Here is a 22,833-nt window from a genome sequence, read left to right as displayed (position 1 = left end):
GTCGGATGTCTGCGCGGACGGATCTGGTCAACGCCATCAGATCGGCCGTCATCGCCGGCAGTGTGCTGCTTCTCGTGGCATGCGGATCGACTGGGCGTCCGCAGGCTCCACTGGCGGATGATTCCGACGCGGCGGTGTCCGACGCCGTCGAGTCCATCACCACCTTCCCGACACAGCTCGATCCGCGGATCTGGAACGGCATGGCGATGAAGCCGGACGTTCGCGACGCGATCCTGCGTGTGGTGAATCGGGTGACCGGCGAATCGGAAATCGCGGGACTCACCGTCGACGCGGTTGATCTGTTCGGCAGCAACGCCTCATACGAGTACGACGACAAGTCCGACGTCGGGGTCCACGTGTTCGTGCACAAGCCCGGCATGTCGGACGAGGAGCTCACGCCATCCATGCACCTGCTCAACGACCTGGTCGAGCGCCGCCAGGAGGGCCGCGTCCTGCTCTACGGCCTGCCCCTAGAGGTCACGTTTCACGCTGGGCGCTCGGCCAACTATCAACCACGGGCGGGAATCGGCCAGTATTCGGTCACCGACGGCCGCTGGGTGGTCGAGCCGGTGAAGCAACCGGACAACTTCGACCGAAACCAGATGAAGGCTGACGCCAAGAAATTCATCGGCAAGTACAACGATCTGGTGCGGAGCTACCAAGCCGGCAAGAAGGGTTTCGACTGCACCCGATTCGACGCCCTGGACCGCGAGATGAGCGACTACCGTAATCAGGGTTTCGAGCAGGGGCTCGGCAGTCGTTCCACCCAGAACCTGACCTACCGGGCATTACGCCGGCTCAACGTCGAGATCCCCGAGATGGTCGACACCCTTGCCGACGAGTGCATTTTCATCAACGAATCGGTCGGTTAGCGGCCTCGGTGACCTGCGGTTTTACAAAATCGCTGGACGTCGATGAGACGATGGATGACGTGACTACCCAGCATGTGCCGTGGCCGGCCACCGGGCATCACCCGCGGCAGCGCACGTTCACGCAGTCATCCAAGCTGCAGGACGTCCTGTACGAGATCCGCGGGCCGGTACATGAGCACGCGTCACGGCTGGAGGCGGAGGGTCACCGCATCCTGAAGCTGAACATCGGCAACCCCGCCCCGTTCGGCTTCGAGGCGCCCGATGTCATCATGCGCGACATCATCCAAGCGCTGCCATACGCGCAGGGCTACTCGGATTCCAAGGGCATCATGCCTGCCCGCCGCGCGGTGTTCACGCGCTACGAACTCGTCGACGGCTTCCCGAAGTTCGACGTCGACGACGTCTACCTCGGCAACGGCGCATCCGAGCTCATCCAGATGACGTTGCAGGCACTGCTCGACAACGGCGACCAGGTGCTGATCCCCGCACCGGACTATCCACTGTGGACCGCATGCACCTCGCTGGCAGGCGGCACGCCGGTGCATTACCTGTGCGACGAGACGCAGGGCTGGATGCCCGACATCGCCGACCTGGAGTCGAAGATCACCGACCGCACCAAGGCGATCGTCGTGATCAACCCGAACAACCCGACAGGCGCTGTCTACACCCGCGAAATCCTCACTCAGATGGCCGATCTCGCGCGCAAACACCAACTGCTGCTGCTCGCCGACGAGATCTACGACAAGATCCTCTACGACGACGCCGAGCACATCGCGATGGCGTCGGTCGCGCCCGACGTGCTGACGCTGACCTTCAACGGCTTGTCGAAGGCGTACCGCGTCGCGGGTTACCGATCCGGCTGGCTGGTCATCACCGGACCCAAGGAACACGCGAGCAGCTTCATCGAGGGCATCAGCCTGCTGGCTAACATGCGGCTGTGCCCGAACGTTCCTGCGCAGCACGCGATTCAGGTCGCGCTCGGCGGCCATCAGAGCATCGAGGACCTGGTACTGCCCGGCGGCCGGCTGCTCGAACAGCGCGACGTCGCGTGGACCAAGCTCAACGAGATCCCCGGGGTGTCGTGCGTGAAGCCCGAGGGTGCGCTCTACACATTCCCGCGCCTCGATCCAGAGGTCTACGACATCCAGGATGACGAGCAGCTCGTGCTGGATCTGCTGCTGCAGGAGAAGATCCTGGTCACCCAGGGCACCGGCTTCAACTGGCCGACACCCGATCACCTGCGCATCGTGACGCTGCCATGGTCGCGCGACCTCGCCAACGCCATCGAGCGGCTCGGCAACTTCCTGTCTTCCTACCGGCAGTAGCCCCACCAAGCCGTCCGCGAGATCGCAGTTATCGTGCGGCTCACTCGAAGTTCTGCGCAATAACTGCAGTCTCGCGTCCAGAATGTGCGGCAAATGCCGCCGGTAACTCATTCAGGGTCGGCCTCTACCCTGGCCGCGTGACCCACTCGCACGCCCACTCGCACTCCCTGACCGGCCCGGCGCCGTTGGGGCCGATGGCCGCCAAGATCGTCGTCGGCCTGCTCGTCGCCATCGGCGTGGCCGTGCTGGCCGCCACGGTGTGGCTGTGGCCGAGCCACCAGAAAGTCGACATCCCGCTGCCGTTTCAGAACGCGGCCGGCGGCGCGGTGACCACCGAAGGCGGCCATGTGGTGTCCAGCAAGCTGGCCGCATGCGGCAGCCCGTCGGCGGGTGCGGTGCTGACCGCCGAGCCCGTCTCCGCGCAGGGCGAGGGCTCGCAATGCGTGCAGAACCTGGTGGCCATCGACTCCGGGCCCAACAAGGGTGCGAACACACTGCTGGAGTTCAGCGGCGGTCCCGGCCAGCCCCACCTCGTGGCCGGCGACCACGTTCGGATCAGCCGTCAGGTGGATGCGGGCGGGGCGACGACGTACGCCTTCTACGACTACGAGCGGTCGTGGCCGCTGATCGTGCTCGCTGCGGCGTTCGCGGTAGTGATCGTCGCGGTCGCCGGCTGGCGCGGGCTGCGGGCGCTGATCGGCATCGTGATCGCATTCGCGGTGCTCGTCGTCTTCCTGCTGCCGGCGCTGCGCGACGGTGCCGCGGCCATCCCCGTCGCGCTCGTCGCGTCGGCGGTGATCCTGTATGCCGTCATCTATCTGGCGCACGGTGTGAGCCTGCGTACCAGCGCGGCATTGCTGGGAACCCTGGCCGCCCTGCTGCTCGCAGCGCTGTTATCTTGGGGCGCAATCGAATTGGCTCATCTGACGGGGCTATCCGAGGATCAGAACAACGAGGTCGCCGCGTACATGGGCAACGTGTCGATCACCGGATTGTTGCTGGCCGGGTTCATCATCGGCTCACTCGGTGTGCTCAACGACGTCACGGTCACACAGGCCTCGACGGCGTTCGAGCTGGCCGAGACCGGCGCCGGCCGCAAAGCAATCTTCCTGGGCGCCATGCGGGTTGGGCGTGACCACATCGCCAGCACCGTCTACACGCTCGTGCTCGCCTACGCGGGTAGCGCGCTGCCGCTGTTGCTGCTGTTTTCCGTGGCCAACCGCTCCCTCGGCGACGTGCTGACCAGTGAAAGCGTCGCGATCGAGATCGCCCGCTCGGCCGTCGGCGGCATCGCGCTTGCCCTGTCAGTGCCCCTCACGACGGCGATCGCCGCCGTACTGGCCACTCCTGTCACCGCCGGTCAAGCAGTCCCAGAAGGTAATCGCCGTATCCGGACTTGAGCAGCGTCTGCGCCCGCGCCGCCAACTGTTCGTCGTCGATGTAGCCGAGCCGCCAGGCCACTTCCTCGGGCACGCCGATCTTCAAGCCTTGCCGACGCTCAATGGTGCGCACGAAATCGCTGGCGTCCAACAGCGAGTCGAAGGTTCCGGTGTCCAGCCATGCGGTACCGCGGTCGAGTGGCTCGACGATGAGGCGGCCCTGATTGAGGTAGGTCTGGTTGATGTCGGTGATCTCGTATTCGCCTCGCGCGGACGGCTTCAACGACCGCGCCATCGCGACGACGTCGTTGTCGTAGAAGTACAGACCCGGCACCGCGTAGTTCGACTTCGGCGTTGCGGGCTTTTCCTCGATCGACAACGCCGTCCCGTCGTCGGAGAACTCGACGACACCGTATGCGGACGGATTCGCCACCCAGTACGCGAAAATCGCTCCGCCGTCGACGGTTTGGAAGCGGCGCAGCGCGGTACCGAGCCGTGGGCCGTAGAAAAGGTTGTCGCCCAAGGCCAACGCCACCGAGCCGGTCCCGACGTGGTCCGCGCCGATCACGAAAGCCTGCGCCAGCCCGTCGGGCCGGTCCTGCACTGCGTAGCTGACATTGATGCCGAACGCCGACCCGTCGCCGAGCAACCGATGAAAAGCCGGGGCGTCGGCGGCGGTGCTGATGATCAGGATGTCGCGGATGCCGGCCATCATCAGCGTCGTGAGCGGGTAGTAGATCAGCGGCTTGTCGTAGACGGGCAACAGCTGCTTGGACACACCCATCGTGATCGGATGCAGCCGTGTTCCCGATCCGCCGGCGAGGATGATGCCCCGCATCACCCGACGAGGTCCTCGTCGGTCAACTCCGTGGCGGCGAGCGCGGTGGCGAGGTCGTCGTGGCGGAAGACGGATGTGACGTGGTCGTGAACTACACGAAACGCCACCGCCGCGCCGTCCTGCTCCTCGGCGACAACGACGCCGTCACGGACGAACATCCGGCCTGGGTCGGCGGCGGTGACGGCCAACGCTGTCGCCCACTCCCGCAAGGCTTGCTGTCCCTGGCCCGCGCCGTTCGCATCACCGAACTCGATATCGTCGCTGGATACCTGCAGCAGGGTGTCGAAATCCTGCTCGTTGAGCGCGTCATGCCACGCGAGGACGGTCGCGATCTCCGAAGTGGTCATGGTCGAGAAGGTACGCGCTAGAACGGCGTCCGCTCCAGCCACCGGTCCCATACGGCACCGTCGCCGAAGACTTCCAGCCCCGCGTCAGCGGCTTGGCGGCGCCGCGTCAGGGCGAGCAGCAGCTCGTTGACGGGGCCGCGAAGCGCGACCGAGCCCTTGTCGTGGTTGTGTGACCACCACAGGCCGTCCTCGTCGTGGATGATCGTCCATTCCCCAGTCGGTCCCAGGTCGCCGTCGGTGGCGTGCAGGTGAATCTTCACTCCGCGGTCCAGCGGACCCTTGGCCTGGTTCGCCATCAGCTCGACCCATTCGCTGATCGCGTCGGCCGCCAATTCCGGTGGCAGCTCCAGGCCCTCGCCCGTCGCGATCGCGGCGTCGGCGCGGTGCACCGTCACCTCATGGAGGCGACGTCGGATCCACCACCCGGCGGGCCGCGGACCGATGAAGGTCCAGACGCGGTCGGATCCCACTCGATCGACGCCGTCGATGATGAGTTGCGCACCGGCGTTCAGCCAGTCGATGGCAGCGTCGAGGTCGTCGGGGGGTTTGCCGTCGCGGACCTCGCGAGGATCGGGAGGTTCTTGCCGTCGCTCGGCGATGATCTGTGCGGCCCAACGGTTTCCGCGCCCGACGTGGCGGAAGAGCTGCTTCAGCGTCCAGTCGGGACAGGTCGGTACGGGGGTTGACGGGTCTGCACTGCGGATCAGTTCCCCGAAGGCCCGGGTCTGGTCGAGCAGCGCCGCTCGGAAATCCACGCTACGAACCTACAGCGGTGCGCGCCTTACCGAGAGCGATCGGGAGGGTCGACCAACCACGCAGCACACGGGTGTCACGACGGCTGCCGTCACCGGCCAGCCGCGCGTCCGGGAAACGCTCGAAGAACGTCCGCAGTCCCACCTCGCCTTCGGCGCGGGCCAGCGCCGCGCCGAGACAGAAGTGCCGCCCGCCGGAGAACGACAGATGTTTACCGGCGTTCTCGCGTTCGATGTCGAACCGGTGCGGATCCGTGAACACTTTCGGGTCACGGTTGGCGCCGGCCAGGTAGAGGATGACGCCTTCGTTTCGGCGGACACGGGTGCCCGCGAGGTCGACGTCGTTGTTCGCGATACGCGCCGTCAATTGCACGGGCGGATCCAGGCGCAAGATCTCCTCGACGGCATTCGGCCATAACTCAGGGCGAGTCGCCAACGTGTCGAGGTGTTCGGGTGCATCGAGCAGCATTCGGATCCCGTTGCCAAGCAGGTTGACCGTCGTCTCAAAGCCTGCGGCCAGGACCAGTCCCGCGGTGGCCATCAGCTCCCTGTCATCCAAACGCCCGCCGTCGTCGGCCGCCTGGATGAGCTGGCTCATCAAGTCGTCGCCGGGATTGCGCCGCAGCCGCTCAATGTGGGTGGCCAGCCAGGCGTTGAAGCCCTCGATGCCGCGATAGACCTGGCGATACTGTCGCCAGGTCAGGCCGATATCCAAACCGGCTGCGCCCATTTCACCGAATTCCAGGATCATCGGCCGCGCATCGTCGGGCACACCGAGGATGTCGCTGATCACGGAAACGGGCAAGCGCGAGCAGTACTGGTCGACCACATCGACGGTGCCCTCGCTATCGGCGAGTTCGTCGAGAAGCCCGTTGGCCGTGTCCTGCACCCGGTCGCGCAACGCGGCCACCGCGCGCGTGGTGAACACGGACGACACCAGCTTGCGATAGCGGGTGTGATCGGGCGGCTCGACCGACAGCAACGACGGCGGCTGAAGCGGGTGCAGCAGGTCGGGCTTGGTTTGGTCGACGGCCCACTGCAGCGGCTTGGGCAGATTGGATCCCATTGCGAGGACGTGGAAGTCGTCGGAGCGCAACAGAGTGTTGGCGATGTCGTGGTCGACGGTCATGTACACCGCGCGGCACTTCACGACTCGGCCCCGGGCGCGCAGCTCCTCGGTAAACGGGACGGGGTTTTCCCGCACCGCGGGATCGGCGATCAACCGCCCCTGCGGGTCGCCGCGGCGGGCGAGGAGTCTTGAGAAACCCCGCACCACCCCGTGCAACGCGAGCCACTGAACCCGTTGCCGAATGGGCCCGTCCATCGTCACGCTCCCATCAACCGAATCTCGGTTCGGTAAGGTATCCGCAGCCTACCGAATTACTATTCGGTATGGCAAGGAAGCGGATACCCGCGCAACAGCGACGGGCCCGGATCCTCGCAGCCGCTGTCGAGGTCTTCGCACAACACGGTTATGCCGAGGCGAAGATGCAGGACATCGCCGGTCGCGCCGGTGTCGTACCCTCGGTCCTCTACGACCATTTCGGCTCCAAACGCGAGCTCCACATCACCGTCCTCGAACAGCATGCCGAGCAGCTCAGGGAGCGTTCGTTGCGGCGCGTCGAGGGCGCTTCGGCCGAAGAGCTGGTCCGCGCGAGCATCACGAACTACTTCGAGTTCGTCGAGACGGACCCGTTCATGTGGCGCTTCCTGCACCGAGACCCACCAGCGGACCCCGAGATCGCCGCGGTGTGTCAGGAGATCGCCGACCGCGGCACCGAAGCGATCGCGGATCTCATTCGTTTCGGCGCCGGAGACGCCAAACCGGTCAAGGGCATCACCGTCGACGACGCGGCGTGGATCCTCGCCCGCGCGACGCAGTCGGCATGCGGCGGCGTCGCCACGTGGTGGTACGAGAACCGCGACGTGCCGCGCGAACGCGTCGTCGAACTCGTCTTCATGCTGTTGTGGCAGGGCTTCGACGGAATGCTCAAGCAGGCGTCGACGGGTTAGCGCTCTTTCCCAAGCAGTACGTCCGCCAGCCGGCTCGTATCCAACGGTCGACGTCCAGGCAATTGCGGCCATCCACAACGACTTTGGCGCGCACCGTCTGAGCAAGATCATCGGGGTCGAGCTCGACGAATTCACGCCATTCGGTGAGCACGAGCACGGCGTCGGCGCGGTCGCAGGCCTCTACCACCGATGTCGAGTAGTTCAGCGTGGGGAAGACCCGCTGCGAGTTCTCCATCGCCTTCGGGTCGTACACGTTCACGGCGGCGCCGTTGAGTTGCAGCATGCCAGCGACATTGAGTGCGGGCGAATCACGGACGTCGTCAGACTCCGGCTTGAACGCCGCCCCGAGCACCGCGACGTTGGCTCCGAGCAGGGATCCGCCGCACGCCTTGGTGGCCAGCTCCACCATCTTGGTGCGACGTCGCATGTTGATGCTGTCGACCTCACGCAGGAACGTCATCGCGTGGTTGGCACCGACCTCACCTGCCCGTGCCATGAACGCACGGATGTCCTTGGGCAGGCAGCCACCGCCGAAGCCCAAGCCCGCGTTGAGGAATCGGCGACCGATGCGGGGGTCGTGCCCGAGCGCATCGGCCAGCAGAGTGACATCCGCGTCGACGGCCTCGCAAACCTCGGATATCGCATTGATGAACGAGATCTTTGTGGCCAGGAACGCGTTCGCCGACACCTTGACCAGTTCGGCGGTCTGCAGATCCGTCAGCAGAAACGGCACATCTTCGCCGAGCAGCTGTGCATAGAGCTCACGGATCGCCGCCTCCGCTCGGACCGAATCCGGTTGCACCCCAAGGACAATGCGGTCGGGGTGCAGAGTGTCGTGAACGGCGAAGCCTTCCCTCAGGAACTCCGGATTCCAGGCCACTTCTACATCGACACCGTCGGGGGCAAGGCCACGCGCGCGCTGCGCCAGTTCGGCAGCCGTGCCGACCGGAACGGTCGACTTGCCGACGATCACCGCCGGCCGGCGAAGGCGCGGCACCAAAGTGTCGATCACCGCGTGCACATGACGAAGGTCCGCGCCGTATTCGCCCTTCTTCTGCGGGGTTCCGACGCCGAGAAAATGGACATCGGCGAATTCAGCCGCGTCGTCGTAGTCGGTGGTGAAGCGTAACCGACCGGCATCAAGGTTGTCGCGCAACATCTTTCGCAATCCCGGCTCATAGAACGGGATGTCGCCCGCGGCCAGCTTGGCGACCTTACCGGGATCGATGTCGACGCCTATTACCTCATGCCCGAGTTCGGCCATTCCGGCTGCGTGCGTCGCGCCGAGATAGCCCGTGCCGAAGACGGTGCATCGCATACTGCCTCTATAGGCAGCCCCTATGAGCTAACCGCTACGGGACACTGAGCGGCAAGCCAACGGAAGGTTACGGCTAGTGGCCGCTGCAGAAGATCAGGAAGCAGCTGCCACCGCCGCCGCCAGACCCTCGACCGGACGAGCCACCGGACCCATAGTCACCCGAGCCGCCTGAGCCGGGGTAACTGCCGGAGCCGGAGCCGGGGTAGCTGCCCGAGCCGGAGCCAGGCGACTGCTGTGGCTGCTGGGCCGGCGGCTGCTGTGGCTCCTGCGGCTGTTGTGGCCATGGCTGCGGCCATGGCGGCGGCGTCCACGTCGGCTTCGGCGGGGTGTACGTCGGCGTCGGAGGCGACCACGGCGGGGTCCACGGATTCCGCGGGTACGGGTTGTACGGGTTGTACGCCGGTGGGTACGGGTTGTACACCGGCGGGACATAGACCGGTACCGGCAGCACGGGCGCGGGCGCCGGCGGAGGCGCCTCGGGAGCCGGGGCGGGCGCGGCCGGTGGCGGGGCAGGCGCGGGCGCCTGCGGCGCGGGTGCCTGCTCGACGAACACCTGGCGCGGGGCCGGCGCTTCCTGCACGACGGGCACGGGCGCCTTGATCGTCTCGGCCGCCGGCGGCGGTGGGGGCGGCGCCACCGGCTGCTGAGCCTCTTGCACGGGCGGAGCAACGGGCGCCTCGGTGGTGGGCGCGATCGCAATCGGGCCGGGGCTGGGCCGCTGGTCGACCGTCGGGCGGATGCTGACCGCGAGCGAAATGACCAGTGCGACAACGCCGACCACGAAGATCGATGTCAGCGCGCTGCCGACGAGCAGGAACGGCTTGCGGCTATCGTCGACCGGCAACTCCATGTCGGTGTCGGACTCGTAGTCGTCGCTGACCGGCGCGAGCTGGGTTTCCGCGGCGGCAAGGCCCGCGTAGACCGAGCCTGCCGTCGTTCCGTCGGGATCCTGGGAGTACGCCAGGCCGACCGTGGTGGCCTCGAACGCGGGCGCGGTGGCAGATGCCAATGCCGCGCCGCGGGCCAGAGCGAGTTCGGGTTCGTCGGGCGCATTGATCGGCAGGCTGACGAGGTGTTCCAGGTGCCCCTTGACCGAGCTCACATCGACGCCGGAACCGACGACGAACATGCCCTGCGGCCGCGGTTCCTGTGCGTCGACCGCGGCGGCCATGTCGGTCAGGACGGCCATGGCGTCGCCGCTGTGCAGCGAGCCGCTCAGCACCTTTACGACGGAGCCGTCGTCGGTCTGAACCACCGAGAGCGTGGCGGTGTCGCGGTCGATGAAGAACAGCGCGGTGGTGTCGTAACCGACGGCGCGGCCGACAGCCTGTGCAAGCGCCGCGGCGGCGTGGCTCTCGGAGACCAGCATGACGTCATCGATGCCGTGGGCGGCCAACGCGTCGCGCAAGGCGGACGCTTCAACGTGGTCCCGCCAGGTGACGCCGATCGACTTGAGGTGATGGCCTCCAGCCGCGGCGCTTTCCTTGGTGCCCAGCACGGCAGACACGACCTGTTCGGCTGCGCCCGAATTTGCCCCGCCGTCTACGGCGGCGATGTCGAAGACGTCGTGGTCGACGGTGACCCCGTCGGCCTTCTCCCCTTCGACCAGCACCATGCGGACCGTCGTAGGTGTCATCGACACACCTAATACGATGTCCACTGACCCCTCCAAATGTTTGCTACGCTATCAAGATCTCCGTAAAGGTCTCACGCCACACGAACCCGACGACCCGATATTTCATCGTGGCGGCCAGCTCGGTCGTTACATCGAACGGCGTTAGCTGATGGCACTCGCCAAGCCCGGTACTAAAACCCTACTCGGCTCAACGACAACCCGCGCTCGGCGGTTCAAATTCCCTTACGTAAGAGAAAGATTCAGCCTTCCTCGGCCTTCTCGGGCCGCGGACCCGGTGCGTCGAGGTCACCGAGGTGGCCGAACGACGTCGGCCGGCGCGACGGCTGATAGCCATGCACCGCTTCTGCGTACGCGGTCTCGGCGTGCTGCGTGAAATCGACGCCGGTCGCCTCGTCCTCGGCGCTGATCCTGAAGCCCATCAGCCGGTCGATCACCTTAGCCAGCACGTAGGACACGACGAACGCGTAGAGCCCGACCACGACCACCCCGAGCGCCTGCTTTCCGAGCTGTGTGAATCCGCCGCCATAGAAGGGGCCGTCGGCGCCGCGGGTCATCACCTCGGTGGCGAGCAGTCCGATCAGCAGCACGCCGATGACCCCACCGACGAAGTGCACGCCGACGACGTCGAGCGAATCGTCGTATCCGAATTTGAACTTCGCGCCGACCGCGAACGAGCAGATGATGCCCGCAGCCAGCCCGACAACCGCAGCGCCAAGGGTGTTCACCGTTCCGCAGGATGGTGTGATCGCGACCAGACCGGCGATCACGCCAGAGGCGGCGCCGAAGGTGGTCGGCCTGCCATCGCGGACCTGCTCCACGATGATCCAGCCAAGCATGCCGAGGCAACCCGCGACCAGCGTGTTCAGGAAGACCGCGGCGGCTAGTCCGTTGGCGGCCAGCGCGGAACCGGCGTTGAACCCAAACCAGCCGAACCACAGCAGGCCGCACCCGAGCAAGACGAACGGCAGGTTGTGCGGGCGCATGGCGTCCTTCTTGAACCCGATCCGCGGGCCGAGCACCAAAGCCAGGGCCAGGGCCGACATACCGGAGACGATTTCAACGACCATGCCGCCCGCATAGTCGAGCGCACCGAGTTCGAACAGCCAGCCACCGGGCGCCCACACCCAATGGGCCACTACCGCATACACCGCGACCGTCCACAGCGGGACGAACACCATCCAGGCCGCGAACTTGGCGCGGTCGGCGATCGCGCCGCTGACCAACGCTGCGGTCACGATTGCGAAGCCCAGCTGGAAGGTGGCGAACAACAGTTCCGGCACCGGACCGCGGACGGTGACCGGGTTGATGCCGACCATGCCGATGTGCTTGAGGCTGCCCGCCAAACCGCCTGCGCTGTCATCGGAGAACGCGATGGTGTAGCCGACCAGCAGCCAAGCCACGGTCACCAGCGGGATCGAGATGAAGCTCATCATGATCAAGTTGAGAACGCCGGTGGTTCGGACCATGCCGCCGTAGAAGATGGCGAGACCCGGGGTCATCAATAGGACGAGTGCGGTGCTGGCCAGCAGCCAGGCGGTGGCGGCAGGATCGATCGCTTGCAAAACAGGCTCCCTCCGGTCGGACAAGAGCATAGGGAACGGTTTCGGCTGAGTTACCGAAACCTCACAGCGTCAGCTGGAACTCCAACGTTGACTCTGCGGCTACGGCGCAAGAGTGCGAGTGCCGTCCGCCCTCAACGCAGAGTCAACGATGCAGCGCGAGGCGTCAGCTGGACTTGATGAAGTTCTGATACGAGCGCGACGGCGTCGGCCCGCGCTGGCCCTGGTACTTCGAACCCGCCTGCGCGCTGCCGTACGGATGCTCGGCGGGGCTGGTCAGCCGCAGCAGGCAGAGCTGTCCGATCTTCATCCCGGGCCACAGCGTGATCGGCAGGTTGGCGACGTTGGACAGCTCGAGGGTGATGTGGCCGGAGAACCCGGGGTCGATGAAGCCGGCCGTCGAGTGGGTCAGCAGGCCGAGCCGGCCAAGCGACGACTTGCCTTCCAGCCGGCCGGCGAGGTCGTCGGGAAGTGTGCACAACTCGAGCGTCGAACCGAGCACGAACTCGCCGGGATGCAAGACGAACGGCTCGCCAGGATCGGGCTGTACAAGGCTCGTCAGCTCGTCCTGCTGTTTTGCCGGGTCGATGTGGGTGTACCGAGTGTTGTTGAAGACTCGGAAGAGGTTGTCGAGGCGGACGTCGACGCTCGACGGCTGCACCAGGTCTGGGTCGTAGGGATCGATACCCAGCCGCTCGGCGGCGATTTCGGCGCGGATGTCTCGATCGGAGAGCAGCACGCGACGAGCGTAGCCGCTCGAATGTTAGCCTTCGTGATCAAACAGGCCGATGTAGTTCAATGGCAGAACATCAGCTTCCCAAGCTGAATACGCGGGTTCGATTCCCGTCATCGGCTCCGCGTTGATCAGCCCTCGCGCGCCTCGCATCAGGTCAGTTGATTGCCGGTGCGACAAACCGTTGCACGATCTTGTGTTCGACTTGGCTGTTGCCCATGGGCCAGTAAGCAAGCGACATGACGACCCGAACGATCCATTGGGCAGCCTCTGGGTCCTCATCGGTTATCCCGGTGAGTTCGGCTGCGAGATGGCCCAGCACCGGCGACGAAGGAAGCTCGGTCAAATCACGGCCTGCGCTCAAGCCCATCATCATCTGGCGCATCGGGTCCGATCGAATGTGATCCAACGCGACCGTGATCGCCTTCACTACTCGCTCCGACCCGCTCAGGCCGTCGACGGCGCGCCGAACCGAGTCGACAATGCGAGCTGCAAGGCGGAGCAGAACGGCATCCCGGATTTGGGCTTTGCCTCCGGCGTAGCGGTAGATAGTCGCGCGCGAACAGTGCACTCGTTCGGCCAAGGCGTCCATGTCGAGGGCGTCCAGGCCGTCCTGCAAGACAAGGTCCGTGGCAGCGGCATAAATACGATCTGCTGCTGCCGTACGACGCTCGCCTCCAATGAGCCAATCGCTTCGAACCACAAGCCCTCCCCCTGTAACGGAAGGATTCCATCGTCTCAGAACTGAGACAAACTCGGCAGCCTATTTCAACGTTGACGCAGGTGCGGGGGACGGCGTGAGACGGCTGACATCAAGGTGGTTGCCCAGGCATTTCAACCTCGCCGCGAGCTGTTGACGCGGCATGTCGCCGCCGCTCAGGGTGGGCGAATGACGTCGCGTAATGGAGAGCTGGGCATCGAGCTGTTCGACGATGAATGCCTACAAGACCCCTACCCTCTTTACCGGCGAATGTTGGATACGGCACCCGTGCATCAGATTGGCAATTCGGGCTTCTATGCGGTGTGCGGCTGGGACGCAGTGAACGATGCCATCGCTCGCCCCGAAGACTTCTCTTCGAATCTGACCGCGACGATGACGTATCAGCCCGGCGGCGAAGTTGGCACGTTCGAGATGGAAGGCCTAGGCGGAAAGAGCCATGTGCTGGCCACCGCCGACGAGCCCGCCCATGCGGTGCACCGGAAAGCGTTGCTTCCACAACTGGCGGCCAAGCGGATTCGCGCGTTCGAGCCGTTTATCGCTGAAACCGCCGAGCGGCTTTGGAACGCCCACCTGGAGCACGGGCGCATCGAATGGATGAGCGCTATGGCGAATCGACTGCCCATGATGATCGTCGGGCGGATCATCGGAGTGCCGGACGCCGACATCGACAAGCTCGTGCGGTGGGGATACGCGGCGACCCAAATGGTCGAGGGTCTTGTCAGCCAAGATCAGCTCGCCGCTGCGGGTATCGCCGTCATGGAACTCGCCGCATACATCACCGATCAGTTTCAGCAGGCCGCAGCCGACCCGCAGGACAACCTGCTCGGTGATTTGGCCGCGGCGTGCGCGTCGGGCGAGATCGAAGAGCTCACCGCACAGGCGATGATGATCATTCTGTTCAGCGCGGGTGGTGAATCCACCGCGTCGCTAATCGGTTCCGGGGCTTGGGTTTTGGCGACTCGCCCTGACATTCAGCAGCAGGTGCGCGATCAACCGGAACTGCTCGGCGCATTCCTTGAAGAGGTGTTGCGCTACGAGCCCCCGTTTCGAGGCCATTACCGCCATGTCGTACGCGATACCACACTGTGCGGTGTCGAATTAGAGGCGAATTCTCGCTTGCTGTTGCTGTGGGGCGCCGCCAATCGTGATCCGTCGCATTTCGACGACCCTGATCAGTTCCGATTGGACCGGTCCGGCGCAAAGGGACACATCACCTTCGGCAAGGGGGCACACTTCTGCGTCGGAGCCGCGCTCGCACGGTTGGAGGCTCAGACCGTGCTCGGTCATCTCCTACGAACCAGTTCGAAGATCGAAGCGTCAGAGATTGGACGCTGGCTGCCGAGCCTCCTTGTACGTCGCCTCGAACGCCTAGAGCTAGCCTGCGAATAGTTGGGCTTTGGGCCGGGAGGACGACGACTCTTCGCACCCACGCGCGACGCTCAGCGGTAGTACTTCTCGTCGCCGGTCGGGTAGCCGTCTCCGTGAGTCGTGATGTGGACATGGTCGAAGTGACCCATCCCGCTTCCTTGCGGGCCGCTGGGCGTGTAGTAGATGCCACGCCAGATTGCGTCTTGTAAGTCGAATCGGTTCGCGTTCTTCAGCGCGTACGCGACGATCTCGTTTCCGAGCTCGATGCCCTCGGCGCTGCTCGGGTTCGGAATCATGATGTCGAGCGCCAGGCCGTTGGGATGCCACGGCAGCGGATCCGGTCGGACGCCGTCCATCTGGTGAATCTCGGGGAACGCGGCGCTGATACTGCGTGCGGCCAAGATCGTCCTGACCTGTAGTCCCTGCTCCGAAGCGATTCCCTTGGGTAGCAGTCGCGGAACGTCCACGACACGCCATCTCGACGCCGTGACCACACGTTCAGGCGCGGCATTCATCGTCGAATGGCCGAGGGATGGGGCCGATGCCCCTACGACCGAAGCCGCCGTCACGATCTCCATGCAGCACGGCGTCGCCATGGTGTCCGCCGCGTGTGCGGCGGTGCGCACGACTGCATCGGCGGCGGTCGGATGGACGTCGGCACCCGCCGCGAAGAACACGGCCGCGGGCGCGACGAACGCTGCCAGGACTGCTGACGACTTGCGTCGGTCCCTGGCTAATTCGTGCCTGCCCATTCGAGCACCATACGAACAAACGGGCTAATTGTCACGAAATAGTCACGACGCAGTCACGGAACAGCGTCGGGCACGGCTCTGGAAATATGACGGCGTGCTCACCCGGGAGTCCGCATGAAACGGCCGCCGGGTGCGCTGGACCCGGTGATCGTCGGATTGCTGGCCGCAGCGGTCAGTCTGGGCGGCGCGGGCCGTCCGTCTTTCTGGTACGACGAGGCCGCCACTATTTCCGCGTCGTACAGCCGTTCACTCGGCCAGCTGTGGCAAATGCTGGGCAACGTCGACGCCGTCCACGGCCTGTACTACGTCCTCATGCACGGCTGGTTCGCACTCTTCCCGCCGACGGAGTTCTGGTCCCGCGTGCCAAGCGGTCTGGCCGTCGGCGCGGCGGCGGCCGGAGTGGTGGTGCTTGGCAAGCAGTTCTCCTCTCGCACCGTCGCGGTGAGCGCCGGAGTCATCTGCGCGATCTTGCCCCGCGCGACGTGGGCAGGCATCGAGGCTCGCCCGTATGCCTTGTCGATGATGGCCGCGGTGTGGCTGACCGTGCTGCTCGTTGCTGCCACACGGCGCGAAAAGGCTTGGGTCTGGGCGTGTTACGGTGTCGCCATAGCCCTTTCGGCTCTACTCGAAATCTATCTCGTGCTGTTGTTGTTGGCGCACTTCGCTTTCCTCTGCCTCCACTGGCGCACACGAGCAGTCCTTGTGCGGTTCGCCCTCACTTCGGTCGTGGCGTGCAGCGCGTTGACACCGTTTGCACTCAAGGTTGTCGGGCAAGCGCATCAGATCGTGTGGATTGCACCGATTGGGCGCCGAACGATCGAAGACGTAGCGGTTCAACAGTATTTCGAGAGAAGCCCGCTGTTCATGGTCGTGTCGGGGCTCGTCGTTGTCACGGCTATTGTCTTGTGGCTCTTCACATCCAGGCAACTTGTGCGCGCAGATCGGCAACTGTTGACCTTGGCGATCGGATGGCTGGTGATGCCGACGGCGGTGATCCTCATCTGGTCTGCGGCCGTTCATCCCATTTACACGCCTCGCTACTTGTCTTTCACCGCGCCGGCGATGGCATTGGTCTTGGGGGTCTGCATTGGTGCGTTGGCTGTTTCACCATGGATAGCGGCGGCCATCGTGAGCGTTTTCGCTGTCGCTGCGGCACAGAATTATCTTCTGGTGCAACGCAGTCCGTACGCGAAATACGGTATGGACTACAGCCAAGTGGCCGATCTGATCGACGCGAAGGCCGCGCCAGGTGACTGCCTGCTCGTGAACGACACGGTGACTTTCATGCCCGCCCCGATGCGCCCCCTGTTAGCGGCGCGACCGGATGCCTACCGGAAAGTGGTCGACCTCAGCCTGTGGCAGAAAGCGACCGACCGCAACGACGTCTTCGACACCAACCTCATCCCGGAGGCCACCGCCGGGCCGCTGAGCGACTGCCACGTCGTGTGGATCATCACCCAAGCCGACCCATCGAGACCCGCTCATGAGCAGGCCCCGATGCCCGCCGGTCAACTCTTCGAGTTCACCCCCGCCTTCGCGGTGCCCAACGACCTCGGCTTCCGCCTTCTGGAGCGCTGGCAGTTCAACCTGGTCCAGGTGATCAAGGCGGCGAAATAACTACCAGACGCGTATGTAGTCGATGAGCATGGCCGCCGGGAAGTTACCCAGGGCAGGATCGCCGCCGCCGGGCCCACCCACGGCAAGGGTGAACATCGGAGACAACCAATAGCCGGGATTGTTGAACGGCCACCGCAGATCTCCGGGTCTGCCGTGGACCTGGATGGGTTTCGGCGGCACGCTGAAGTACGGTGCAGCCCCATGGACGTAGTCCCGCCAGAACTTGAATCCATCCTCGTCCCAGCGCATTCGCCAGGTGTGCCAGCCGCCGTCGACCAACCCGGGGATCGATTTGCCTTCCCACGTCTTGCCGTTGGATGCGGCATGGACGGTCGTTCCAGGAGCCCAGTCCCCGTTGCCGTACCACTCGAAAATGTCGACCTCGCCGTCGGGCAGAGGATCCTCGTTCACTGCCCAGAACGAAGGCCAGGCGCCGGTGGTGAGGCAGTCGAGCTTGATGCGCGCTTCCCATGTGGTGTTGATGAGACCCCGCCAATTGCCGCGCAATTTGCCGCTGTAGAGCTGGCCGTCAAAGTCTCGCGTGGCCAGCAGAACAAGATTGGAGTTGCCGTCCTGGAACACGTTTCGGCGATCGTCACGATAGAGGGCATCTACCGGCGGAAAGACGTCGTCCTGCCAACTTTGCACGGTCCACTTGGAGTAATCGGGAGGTGCGCCAGCCGGACCGTCGAATTCGTCCTGGAAAATGTATGAAGGGGACTGGCCGCTGGGGGGCGGCGCCGCAGGCGGCGCGACTCGATCCGACGGGACAGCTCGGGCTTCCGGGAGAGGAATCGTGGCCGCCAAGAGGCCCATCCCCGCCATCAGCATCATGTTTCGACGATCCATCTGAGGCACGAGTGGAACCCTAAAGCAGAACCGGCGCGCTGTTGTGATTTGCCCACGGTTTTGCGCCGCCGGGTCTACCGGTAATCTCGGACTCGATTCTGGTGCAGATCGGGAGCAAACCAGGTGGACCTAGTACTCGGCCTGTCGATGACGTCGGTAGACGTCCGATGGGCCTTGGTCGAGGGCACCACGGCCGAGGGCCCGACGATCTGCCGTGACGCGGTCGACTGCGACACCCTTGACGACGTCCTTTCCGCCGTCGGAAACAACCGCCTTCACGCCATCGGGGTTACCTGGACCGCCGAAACCGAGGACGCCGCCTCGACCCTGCTGGACGCGCTGTCAGAAAGGGGTCTCGGCAACGTCATCGCCGTATCGGAACTCGAAACGGCCGACACGTTGGCGACGGGCATCGCCGATCGAGGCGGCTACGACGATGTCGCGGTCTGCATTGTGGAACCCGACGGCGCTCTGGTGACGCGCCTCGACCGCGACGGGGTGACCACAGAGCGCACCGATCGCACGGCCGACGACATGCTCGCGACGCTGGGCCGCAGCGACGATCAGCCCGAGGCCATCTTCGTCCTCGGTTCGGCCGACGACGTCGACTCGATCGTGTCGGCATTCGAGGCCGCCACCGAAACTCCCGTCATCTCGGCCGCCGAAGCCGACCTGGCCCTGGCCCGGGGAGCGGCACTGGCGTCAGCTCAGGCCGTGAACACCTTGGACGCGCCGAACGCGCAGTTGCGGTTGCCGTCCAAGAGCGCGGCGTTGGCGTCGGTCCTCGCTGCCGCCGTGCTGACGTTCGTCGTCTCGCTCTCGATCGCGCTCGGCCTGCGCCTCGCGCCGGATTCGACTGTCGCGCAACAGCAAGCGGCGGCCGAGGAACCGGCCGGGATGGTCACCCCTGCGTCGGTTCCCGCGGCGGCGCCCCACCCGCAACCTCCTGCAGCATTACCACCGCCGCCCGCCGCGCCGCCGCCCGCGGCACCACCGGAGGCCGAGAAGATCGCGGTGGCCGCGTTGCCCGAGGTGCCACCCCCGGCCGCCGAGCCCGCCTATGACCCACCCGCGGCCGTGGCGCCGGCACCCGAATACGTGCCACCAGCACCGGTTTACGTTCCGCCCGCGCCTGCCCCCGCTTATGTTCCGCCGCCGCCGCAGCAGCCCCGACTTCGGGATCGGATCATCGAACGGATCCCGATCATCAACCGGTTCCACGAACCGGCCCCGTACGGGTAGGCCGGTTCAGCGCGGCGGTTCGCGCCAGAAGAAGCTGTTGACGTATTTGCCCATATCCAAAGCGAGTTGGAGGTTCACCCCCGACGGGTGACCGCTGCCGAACTCCGGGCTGAATTCGTGGTACGGACCGATCGCCGCGGCCACCAATGCATAGTCGTCCTTCACCGCGACCAAGACGACCAGCCGTAGCCGCGTGTACGCCCCAGAGCCGTCCTGCGGGTATTCGTCTTTCACCACGCCGTACCCCGGTTGATATCCGACCATGGCGTTGGGGATCTCGTAATCCGTTGTGGCGTCTGGGTAATACTCACCGATCAGATCATCGGCGATCTGCTTGGGCGTGCGGTCTCCGGCGGGTTGCCCGAAGAATTCCATGGTGCCGGTGTCACCTGCGGTGAAGTTCACCTCCACGCCGTCCGGTTCCAGCGTCACCTCGTATGCCGTTCCGGCGCGGGGATATTGGACCGAGAATCTCCCGTCGGCCGATGTGAACCACGGGTTCGCTTCGGCAGGCTTGCCAATCGGCGGACGCCCGCAATCGGGCGGACACACATAGCGCGGCACGACCGGAGTGGTCAGCAACGCCGCAGTGATCGCCGCCGCGATGGCAACCGCCATGCCGGCACCCAACGCAATCAGCAGTCCGGCAACCGTGGTCTTGCGCACGGGGACCGCGGCATAGGAACCGGCGGGCACCGCATATCCCGGCCGCGCAACGGGAATCCCGGTGGACGCTCGTCGCGCGGCTCGCGACGTCCGTGATGCGGCACGGCTGGCCACACCGCAGTTCGGGCAGAATGCCGTGTCAGGAACAACGTGATCGCAATGCGGGCACAGCACCTGTTCATCCGGTCGCATATCGCCGGGCACCTCGTGAAGCAGCGCCGTCTGGATGCCAATTCTTAAGGCCAGCAACGCAACAATCGCGATCAGAACGTGGACGCCGAAATGGAGTCCCTCCAGCAGTGGCAGCGTCTCCGCGAGACCCGATACGGCGAAGAGACCGATCGCCACCAACACACTTGACACCAGCAATGCCATCGCGGTCCGACGAGAGCCGCGAAACCACAGCGCCACACCGAACAGCCCGCCGACCGAGGCCGCGGTCAAAGGTATTGTGGCGCCCTGGATTCCCGCCTCGACGAGCAGCCCGTTGATCGGTCGGTCGCCCGCCATGGTGCCCGTCGCGAATTGGGGCGTCAGCCGCGTCAGCGTCGCCGCCGCGGTGAACCCGATCGCGCCCAATGCACCGATCACGAACCCGTCCAAGGATTCTCGAGTAGCAGGACGCAGCAGCCTCACCACCAACGCGGGCAGAAGCATCAGGACCGCGGCGCCGGCGGGGACGATCAGCCCTTCGAGGACGGACCGCGCTCCCCCGGTCTGGTCACTGAGCGTGACGTCGTACGAGTGCGCGACGACGGTGCCGGTCAGAAATGCCCATCCGATGCCCAGGAATACGCCCAGCCCCGCGGTCAGCGCGAGCAAGCCGACCGGCAGATCATCGTCGATGTCCGCCTCGTGCACGTACAGGACGAACAGCAGCGGAAACCCGAGCGCGCTCACCGCGATCAACGGCGCCTGGGCCCGAAACAGTGCGAATGCAACGAGCAGCAGGAACAACACGCCCAGTGCCACCCGAAACGGCGTGCGGGAACGATGTGGCAGGTGCGGAAACAGCGTGCTTGCCACCGATAGCCGCAGGGCGTGCTCGCCGGGCGCCGCGGCGTACGCCCCCATACGCAGCCTTCCCCTGCCGTCCGCCAGCTGCGCACCGCAGGTTTCGCAGAAAGCGCCTGCGGGGACGTCTGTTTCGCATCCCGGGCAAGGCATGGTCGGTAGCCCGGGTGCCGTCATCGTGGGGCGACTCCCTTCTGGATGTCCAGAAGGTCGCGAACCAGGTAGTCGACGTTGGGACTGCCGAGGCCGGTCACCACGTCGTAACCGGGTTGTGCGATGTCGACGGCGTTTCCGCCGAGGCTGATGTCACGGAAGCCCGGCAAGTTCGCACCCGCCGCGACGCGGTACAGCAGCGGGTTCAGATTCCCCAGCGGCCGTCCCCCGTGGGCGACCAGGTATTGATTCATCAGCACTGTGAGCGCGGCCCAGATCGGCGCTGCCTGCGACGTGCCGGCGCCGACGGCGGGCTGCTGGTCGAAGACGATCCGCACGCCTGTGAACGGATCAGCGACGGCGGCGACATCGGGCGACAGACGACGCTGGTCGACATCGCGGTCCACGGCCAACCGTTCCTGCCATGCGGGGCGGTCGAACAGCACAGACACTCCGCCGCTGGTGCCTTGTGAGAGGGGCGAGTCGACCCACGCATGCTCGGCCAGCCACTGCCCTTGCTCATCCGTCGACAAAGTGGTGCCACCGACCGAGGTCATCGCCGGCAGCGACGAGACGGCGTCCAACCCCACGTCGTCGGGCCCGGGGGGCGACGACCATTCGTCGCCACCTTTGCATTCCAGTCCGGCCGTGTCGCCGCTCGCATCGAAGGCAGACGTCCCATTCCTTTGCGCGGTGGCCAGCGCCGACTCGACGGGCGCCAGGTCGGCGGCGCGAAGGAGAGCGTCGCATCCCCAGCCGATCGACAAACTCCACACCGCGCCGGGAAACTGCCGGTCCACCGACTCGAACAACTGGCCGATCTTCTCGTACCCGCCGTCTCCTTCGACGGTCGGCCGCGCGTTGACGACCACAAGTTGCGCGTCCGGCGCAATGGCATGTGCCACTTCAACATCCATGACCGTCTCGGCCCCGGAAGGGCCGGGCTGGCCTCCGACCAACACCGGGGTGAATCTCGGCAGACCCGACGAATCCGAGAACGCGTCGAGGTCGCCCTGGTCGTAGCCGGTGAACTCGAAGAACACGATCGTGGCGCCCTTGCCGGTGAAACCCGCCGCGGTGAGCGGTGTTGCGTTGTACGCCTCGCGCAGCGCATTCGGCGTCAACCCCTGTTTTGGCACGTCCAACGGAAAGATTCGGGGACGCGCTTCGTGGTGGGGCGTATATCCGAGGATCCGGCCGATATCGGTGACCGCCCCGCGCAGCGGCTCCGGGATCGCAGGCTGCTGCGGCGATGCGTAAAACACCTGACCCTTGCGCCCCTTGTAGTCGTTGACCGGCACACCAAAAGCACCGGCCACATCCCGCGGTGAGCCCTCGACGATCGCCCATTGGTGGCCTGGTCGCCACCTGACCCATAGGCCGTGCCTGTCGGCCCAACCGAACAGTGCTTCCGGCTCGGCGGCGTCGGGCAGCGTGACCGTAAGCTGCGCATCGCCAGCCTGTGATGGACCCAAATCGCTTGAGCTGGCCAGCAATAGCGCGAGGGGACCGCCGATCAAGGCGGGATCGTGTGGTGCGGATACGACTCGCACGCCCCCGGCGACGAGAAGCGCTACGAAGACGGCCGCCAACCAGCGACGCTCACCGCGTTGCCGGAGCAACTTAGCAACCATCTGCAGCCCAATCTACGACGCCCAGATGATCGCACAGTTAATTAT

General features: G+C 65.4%; 20 protein-coding genes and 1 tRNA gene. 8 read left to right on the top strand and 13 right to left on the bottom strand.

Going from position 1 to position 22,833, the window contains the following annotated elements; genetic code table 11:
• The first annotated feature begins 5 nt into the window (after positions 1-5).
• The 3 genes from ACWW36_RS11315 (at position 6) to ACWW36_RS11305 (ending at position 3,597) form a co-directional block, all read left to right on the top strand.
• On the top strand, positions 6-872 hold the full coding sequence (locus ACWW36_RS11315) for a hypothetical protein (protein WP_456141623.1): 867 nt from the start codon (positions 6-8) through the stop codon (positions 870-872).
• 32 nt (positions 873-904) lie between these two features.
• Positions 905-2,197 carry a pyridoxal phosphate-dependent aminotransferase gene (locus tag ACWW36_RS11310; RefSeq protein ID WP_456142448.1) on the top strand — a complete coding sequence of 431 codons (1,293 nt, stop codon included), beginning with the start codon at positions 905-907 and terminating at the stop codon, positions 2,195-2,197.
• Between the two features lie 137 nt (positions 2,198-2,334).
• Positions 2,335-3,597, top strand: a complete 1,263-nt coding sequence (locus ACWW36_RS11305) for a YibE/F family protein (protein WP_456141622.1) — start codon at positions 2,335-2,337, stop codon at positions 3,595-3,597.
• Here ACWW36_RS11305 and rfbA read toward each other — a convergent pair.
• From rfbA to ACWW36_RS11285, 4 genes are read right to left on the bottom strand one after another with little or no spacing between them, the layout of a single operon-like run.
• Entirely contained in the window at positions 3,548-4,414 is an 867-nt protein-coding gene (rfbA, locus tag ACWW36_RS11300; protein ID WP_456141621.1) for a glucose-1-phosphate thymidylyltransferase RfbA, read from the bottom strand. The two genes, ACWW36_RS11305 and rfbA, sit on opposite strands and share 50 nt — an antisense overlap.
• Positions 4,414-4,761: a nuclear transport factor 2 family protein gene (locus tag ACWW36_RS11295; RefSeq protein WP_456141620.1), complete on the bottom strand. Its 348-nt coding sequence runs from the start codon at positions 4,759-4,761 to the stop codon at positions 4,414-4,416. Before ACWW36_RS11295 ends, rfbA begins: the two co-directional genes overlap by 1 nt.
• Before the next feature lie 17 nt (positions 4,762-4,778).
• On the bottom strand, positions 4,779-5,516 hold the full coding sequence (locus ACWW36_RS11290; RefSeq protein WP_456141619.1) for a maleylpyruvate isomerase family mycothiol-dependent enzyme: 738 nt from the start codon (positions 5,514-5,516) through the stop codon (positions 4,779-4,781).
• Between the two features lies 1 nt (position 5,517).
• A complete protein-coding gene (locus ACWW36_RS11285) occupies positions 5,518-6,837 on the bottom strand; it encodes a cytochrome P450 (RefSeq protein WP_456141618.1) in 1,320 nt (439 codons plus the stop codon).
• Between the two features lie 68 nt (positions 6,838-6,905).
• Here ACWW36_RS11285 and ACWW36_RS11280 point away from each other — a divergent pair, with 68 nt between their 5' ends.
• A complete protein-coding gene (locus ACWW36_RS11280) occupies positions 6,906-7,526 on the top strand; it encodes a TetR/AcrR family transcriptional regulator (protein ID WP_456141617.1) in 621 nt (206 codons plus the stop codon).
• Here ACWW36_RS11280 and ACWW36_RS11275 read toward each other — a convergent pair.
• The 4 genes from ACWW36_RS11275 to dcd form a co-directional block, all read right to left on the bottom strand.
• Positions 7,504-8,844 (bottom strand): UDP-glucose dehydrogenase family protein, encoded by a 1,341-nt coding sequence (locus ACWW36_RS11275; RefSeq protein ID WP_456141616.1) that lies wholly within the window; start codon positions 8,842-8,844, stop codon positions 7,504-7,506. The two genes, ACWW36_RS11280 and ACWW36_RS11275, sit on opposite strands and share 23 nt — an antisense overlap.
• A 73-nt stretch (positions 8,845-8,917) precedes the next feature.
• Complete coding sequence (locus ACWW36_RS11270) at positions 8,918-10,504, bottom strand: DUF7159 family protein (protein WP_456141615.1); 1,587 nt, start codon at positions 10,502-10,504, stop codon at positions 8,918-8,920.
• A 215-nt stretch (positions 10,505-10,719) separates the two neighbouring features.
• Positions 10,720-12,042, bottom strand: a complete 1,323-nt coding sequence (locus tag ACWW36_RS11265) for an ammonium transporter (protein WP_456141614.1) — start codon at positions 12,040-12,042, stop codon at positions 10,720-10,722.
• 163 nt (positions 12,043-12,205) lie between these two features.
• On the bottom strand, positions 12,206-12,778 hold the full coding sequence (gene dcd / locus ACWW36_RS11260; RefSeq protein WP_456141613.1) for a dCTP deaminase: 573 nt from the start codon (positions 12,776-12,778) through the stop codon (positions 12,206-12,208).
• 45 nt (positions 12,779-12,823) lie between these two features.
• Here dcd and ACWW36_RS11255 point away from each other — a divergent pair.
• Positions 12,824-12,894: transfer RNA gene (locus tag ACWW36_RS11255), tRNA-Gly, on the top strand.
• A 35-nt stretch (positions 12,895-12,929) separates the two neighbouring features.
• On the opposite strand, the gene ACWW36_RS11250 is transcribed toward ACWW36_RS11255, so the two are convergent.
• Positions 12,930-13,475, bottom strand: a complete 546-nt coding sequence (locus ACWW36_RS11250) for a TetR/AcrR family transcriptional regulator (protein ID WP_456141612.1) — start codon at positions 13,473-13,475, stop codon at positions 12,930-12,932.
• Between the two features lie 186 nt (positions 13,476-13,661).
• Between ACWW36_RS11250 and ACWW36_RS11245 the strand changes: the two genes are divergently transcribed.
• Positions 13,662-14,882 (top strand): cytochrome P450, encoded by a 1,221-nt coding sequence (locus ACWW36_RS11245; protein ID WP_456141611.1) that lies wholly within the window; start codon positions 13,662-13,664, stop codon positions 14,880-14,882.
• A gap of 50 nt (positions 14,883-14,932) precedes the next feature.
• Here the strand turns inward: ACWW36_RS11245 and ACWW36_RS11240 are convergent, their stop codons facing one another.
• Positions 14,933-15,613, bottom strand: coding sequence for a hypothetical protein (locus ACWW36_RS11240; protein ID WP_456141610.1), 681 nt, complete (start codon positions 15,611-15,613; stop codon positions 14,933-14,935).
• A gap of 114 nt (positions 15,614-15,727) precedes the next feature.
• Here ACWW36_RS11240 and ACWW36_RS11235 point away from each other — a divergent pair, with 114 nt between their 5' ends.
• Positions 15,728-17,230, top strand: a complete 1,503-nt coding sequence (locus ACWW36_RS11235; protein ID WP_456141609.1) for a glycosyltransferase family 39 protein — start codon at positions 15,728-15,730, stop codon at positions 17,228-17,230.
• Here the strand turns inward: ACWW36_RS11235 and ACWW36_RS11230 are convergent, their stop codons facing one another.
• Positions 17,231-18,079: a glycoside hydrolase family 16 protein gene (locus tag ACWW36_RS11230; RefSeq protein ID WP_456142447.1), complete on the bottom strand. Its 849-nt coding sequence runs from the start codon at positions 18,077-18,079 to the stop codon at positions 17,231-17,233.
• 123 nt (positions 18,080-18,202) lie between these two features.
• On the opposite strand from ACWW36_RS11230, the gene ACWW36_RS11225 reads away from it, so the two are divergent.
• Entirely contained in the window at positions 18,203-19,321 is a 1,119-nt protein-coding gene (locus ACWW36_RS11225; RefSeq protein ID WP_456141608.1) for a DUF7159 family protein, read from the top strand.
• A gap of 6 nt (positions 19,322-19,327) precedes the next feature.
• Here ACWW36_RS11225 and ACWW36_RS11220 read toward each other — a convergent pair whose 3' ends face one another.
• A complete protein-coding gene (locus ACWW36_RS11220) occupies positions 19,328-21,061 on the bottom strand; it encodes a zinc ribbon domain-containing protein (RefSeq protein WP_456141607.1) in 1,734 nt (577 codons plus the stop codon).
• Between the two features lie 113 nt (positions 21,062-21,174).
• Positions 21,175-22,788: a S53 family peptidase gene (locus ACWW36_RS11215; RefSeq protein WP_456141606.1), complete on the bottom strand. Its 1,614-nt coding sequence runs from the start codon at positions 22,786-22,788 to the stop codon at positions 21,175-21,177.
• Positions 22,789-22,833 lie beyond the last annotated feature (45 nt).

It is taken from the genome of Mycobacterium sp. MMS18-G62, from assembly GCF_053877835.1.
The sequence above is the reverse complement of the archived record's forward strand: the minus strand, read 5'-3'. Positions and strand labels throughout refer to the sequence as shown.